We start from the raw sequence: 3958 nt of genomic DNA, 5'->3' as shown, positions 1-3958 counted from the left end.
TGCAGTGAATATGGGGGTGCTCGCCGGGATCATTACGGGTCTGGTGGCCGGGGCTACCTACAACCGCTGGGCAGATATCAAGCTGCCCGACTTCCTCAGCTTTTTCGGCGGTAAGCGTTTTGTTCCTATCGCAACCGGCTTTTTCTGTCTGATTCTGGCTGCAGTTTTTGGCTACGTCTGGCCACCTGTGCAAAACGCTATTCATGCGGGCGGCGAGTGGATTGTCTCAGCTGGCGCGTTTGGCGCAGGCGTATTCGGTTTTGTTAACCGTCTGCTGATCCCAACCGGCCTGCATCAGGTATTGAATACTATCGCCTGGTTCCAAATCGGCGAATTTACCAATGCAGCAGGCGCTGTTTTTCATGGCGATATCAATCGTTTCTATGCTGGCGACGGCACGGCGGGCATGTTTATGTCCGGCTTCTTCCCTATTATGATGTTTGGTCTGCCGGGCGCAGCACTCGCAATGTATATGGCCGCGCCTAAAGCACGTCGTCCTATGGTTGGCGGGATGTTGCTTTCGGTTGCGGTAACGGCTTTCCTGACCGGCGTAACGGAACCGCTGGAATTCCTGTTTATGTTCCTGGCGCCCATGCTTTATCTGATCCACGCTATCCTGACGGGCATCAGTCTTTATGTGGCAACGGCGCTGGGTATTCATGCCGGTTTCTCCTTCTCTGCCGGCGCAATCGACTATGTGCTGATGTATAACCTGCCTGCGGCCAGCCGTAATGTTTGGATATTATTGGTGATGGGCGCGATTGCATTTGTGGTGTACTTTGCGCTGTTCAGCGCGGTTATCCGCATCATGAACCTGAAAACACCAGGACGTGAGGATGCGGGTGAGCAGCCGGAGGCAGAGGCCAATAGCAACACAGAAGAGGGGCTGGAACAGCTTTCCCGCCACTATATTGCCGCCATCGGCGGTTCGGAAAACCTGAATGTGATTGATGCCTGCATTACCCGCCTGCGTCTTTCCGTAAAAGATGCCGCACAGGTAAACGATGCGGCCTGTAAGCGCCTGGGCGCATCGGGCGTAGTGAAGCTAAACAAACAAACCATACAGGTTATCATCGGTGCCAAAGCGGAATCCGTGGCGGAGACGATGAAAAAAATCATTGCCAAAGGACCGGTCGCGCCGATGGTCGTCAGCAGCAGTGCCGCTACCGTCTCGCCAACCACGCCGCCTGCACCGGCTGTCGCTGCGAAAGGCGTGATTGAAACGCTGTTGGCGCCGGTAAGTGGGGAAATCGTGGCGCTGGAGCAGGTACCGGATGAAGCCTTCGCCAGCAAGGCAGTAGGCGAGGGCGTGGCCATCAGACCAACCGGCAGCACGGTTGTCTCACCCGCCAGCGGTACCATCCTTAAAATCTTCAATACCAACCACGCTTTCTGTCTGGAAACCGAAAAAGGCCTGGAAGTGGTAGTGCATATGGGCATCGACACCGTTGCGCTGGAAGGGAAAGGCTTTACGCGGCTGGTGCAAGAGGGCGCGCAGGTGAAAGCGGGCGAACCGATTCTGGAGATGGATCTGGCCTGGCTTAACAGTCATGCAAAATCGATGATTAGCCCGGTTGTCGTTACCAACATTGAGGACTTCAGCGGTATCAAACTGGTCGCAGGCGATACTGTGGTCGCTGGCAAAAGCCCGCTTTGCGAAATCACCGGCTGATAACAGTGGAAAAAAACGAGGGCGGGAAGCGATTCCCGCCCTTTTTTATGCGATACGCGAACAAACGGTTGTTTCCCTGTACGGCTTTGTGGATCATACTCCGTTATTTCCCGCACTAAAGTATTCCAGAGGATATTAAGATGAGTGAGGCTGAAGCCCGCCCAACTAACTTTATTCGTCAGATCATCGACGAAGATCTGGCGACCGGTAAGCACAACAGCGTGCATACCCGCTTCCCGCCGGAGCCAAACGGCTATCTGCACATTGGTCACGCCAAATCAATCTGCCTGAATTTTGGTATTGCTCAGGATTATCAGGGCGAGTGTAATCTGCGTTTCGATGATACTAACCCGGTCAAAGAAGATCTGGAGTATGTCGAATCGATCAAGCGTGACGTGCAGTGGCTGGGCTTCGAGTGGAGCGGCAAGGTCCGTTATTCCTCTGACTATTTTGACCAGCTGCACCACTATGCCGTTGAGTTGATTAATAAAGGTCTGGCCTATGTGGACGAGCTGTCGCCAGAGCAGATCCGTGAATATCGCGGCACCCTGACGTCACCGGGCAAAAACAGCCCTTACCGCGATCGCAGCGTGGAAGAGAACCTGGCGCTGTTTGAGAAAATGCGCAACGGTGAGTTTGCCGAAGGCAGCGCCTGCCTGCGTGCAAAAATCGATATGGCTTCTAACTTTATCGTGATGCGCGATCCGGTGATTTACCGCATTAAGTTTGCTGAGCATCATCAGACCGGTAACAAGTGGTGCATCTACCCGATGTATGACTTTACCCACTGCATTTCTGACGCGCTGGAAGGCATTACGCATTCGCTTTGTACGCTGGAGTTCCAGGACAATCGTCGCCTGTACGACTGGGTGTTGGACAATATCACCATCCCGACGCATCCGCGCCAGTACGAGTTTTCGCGCCTGAATCTTGAATACGCCATCATGTCCAAGCGCAAACTGAACCTGCTGGTGACCGAAAAAATCGTGGAAGGATGGGACGATCCGCGCATGCTGACCGTTTCCGGTTTGCGTCGTCGCGGCTATTCAGCCGCCTCGATTCGCGAATTCTGCCGTCGTATCGGTATTACCAAGCAGGATAACATCGTTGAGATGGCCTCTCTGGAGTCCTGTATCCGTGACGATCTCAATGAAAATGCGCCGCGCGCAATGGCGGTTCTCGATCCGGTTAAGCTGGTCATCGAAAACCTGCCGGCCAATTATGAAGAAATCATTACCATGCCAAACCATCCGAACAAGCCGGAGATGGGAACGCGTGAAGTGCCGTTCAGCCGTGAGATTTATATCGATCGTGCCGATTTCCGTGAAGAAGCCAACAAGCACTATAAGCGCCTGGTGCTGGGGAAAGAAGTGCGTCTGCGTAATGCTTACGTTATCAAAGCGGAGCGCGTGGCTAAAGACGAAGAAGGCAACATTACCTGTCTGTTCTGCACCTGCGATAGCGATACACTGAGTAAAGATCCGGCGGACGGACGCAAGGTAAAAGGCGTTATCCATTGGGTATCCGCCGAGCATGCGCAGCCAGCTGAATTCCGTCTTTACGATCGTCTGTTCAGCGTGCCAAATCCTGCCAGCGCCGAGGACTTCCTGACCACCATTAATCCGGACTCGCTGGTTATCCGCCAGGGCTTTGTCGAACCCGGCCTGCAGGCGGCAGAAGTTTCCAGCCCGTTCCAGTTTGAACGCGAAGGTTATTTCTGTGCGGACAGTGTTTACTCCAGCAGCAGCCATCTGGTGTTTAACCGCACGGTGGGCCTGCGCGATACCTGGGCTAAAAGCGGCGAATAAGTAATGATTAATAAAAAAGCAGCCTTAGGGCTGCTTTTTTTTTGGATAAAATATTCATCTGAGTAACGGTTAATCCACAAATATAATACAACCCGTTTTACATCATATTTTGCGCTTTTAATAATCATTATTAATTGCCAGTTATCTGTGCGGTAAATATAATTAATATGCACCTGAATAAGTGCCTTGTATTATTTTTATAATTTATCTTTGTATTTTTTATATCTCTTTTGATAAGGATTTCTCAATGCGCGCTGTCAATTTAACAGAAAAAGCGCTGGCGATGCTTGTCGCCTGTGGCTCTGCACTCACGGTTAGCTTTTATGTTCCTTCGTCTTCCGCAGCCGGGTTTATTGATGACTCAACGCTGACCGGCGGTATTTATTACTGGCAAAGACAGCGCGACAGGAAAGAGTTGGATCCGGTTCATAATAATTACGGCCAGTATACAGAAAACCTACACCATTCTACTTTTAAC

General features: G+C 51.9%; 2 protein-coding genes and 1 pseudogene. All 3 read left to right on the top strand.

Annotated elements, in window-relative coordinates; all coding sequences use genetic code 11:
- Positions 1 to 1672 (top strand): PTS N-acetyl glucosamine transporter subunit IIABC (gene nagE, locus RTK32_RS19850; protein ID WP_312046971.1); only part of this gene is annotated, 1672 nt, incomplete at its 5' end.
- Between the two features lie 140 nt (positions 1673 to 1812).
- Positions 1813 to 3480 (top strand): glutamine--tRNA ligase, encoded by a 1668-nt coding sequence (glnS, locus tag RTK32_RS19845; RefSeq protein ID WP_312046970.1) that lies wholly within the window; start codon positions 1813 to 1815, stop codon positions 3478 to 3480.
- Positions 3481 to 3763: 283 nt separating this feature from the next.
- Positions 3764 to 3958, top strand: a pseudogene (locus RTK32_RS19840) (ChiP family protein); the annotation flags it as partial.

Origin of the sequence: Erwinia sp. (genome assembly GCF_031978025.1) — a bacterium.
Classification (GTDB): Bacteria; Pseudomonadota; Gammaproteobacteria; order Enterobacterales; family Enterobacteriaceae; genus Erwinia.
Note: the sequence above shows the minus strand (reverse complement) of the source record. Positions and strands in the feature narration are given on the sequence as shown.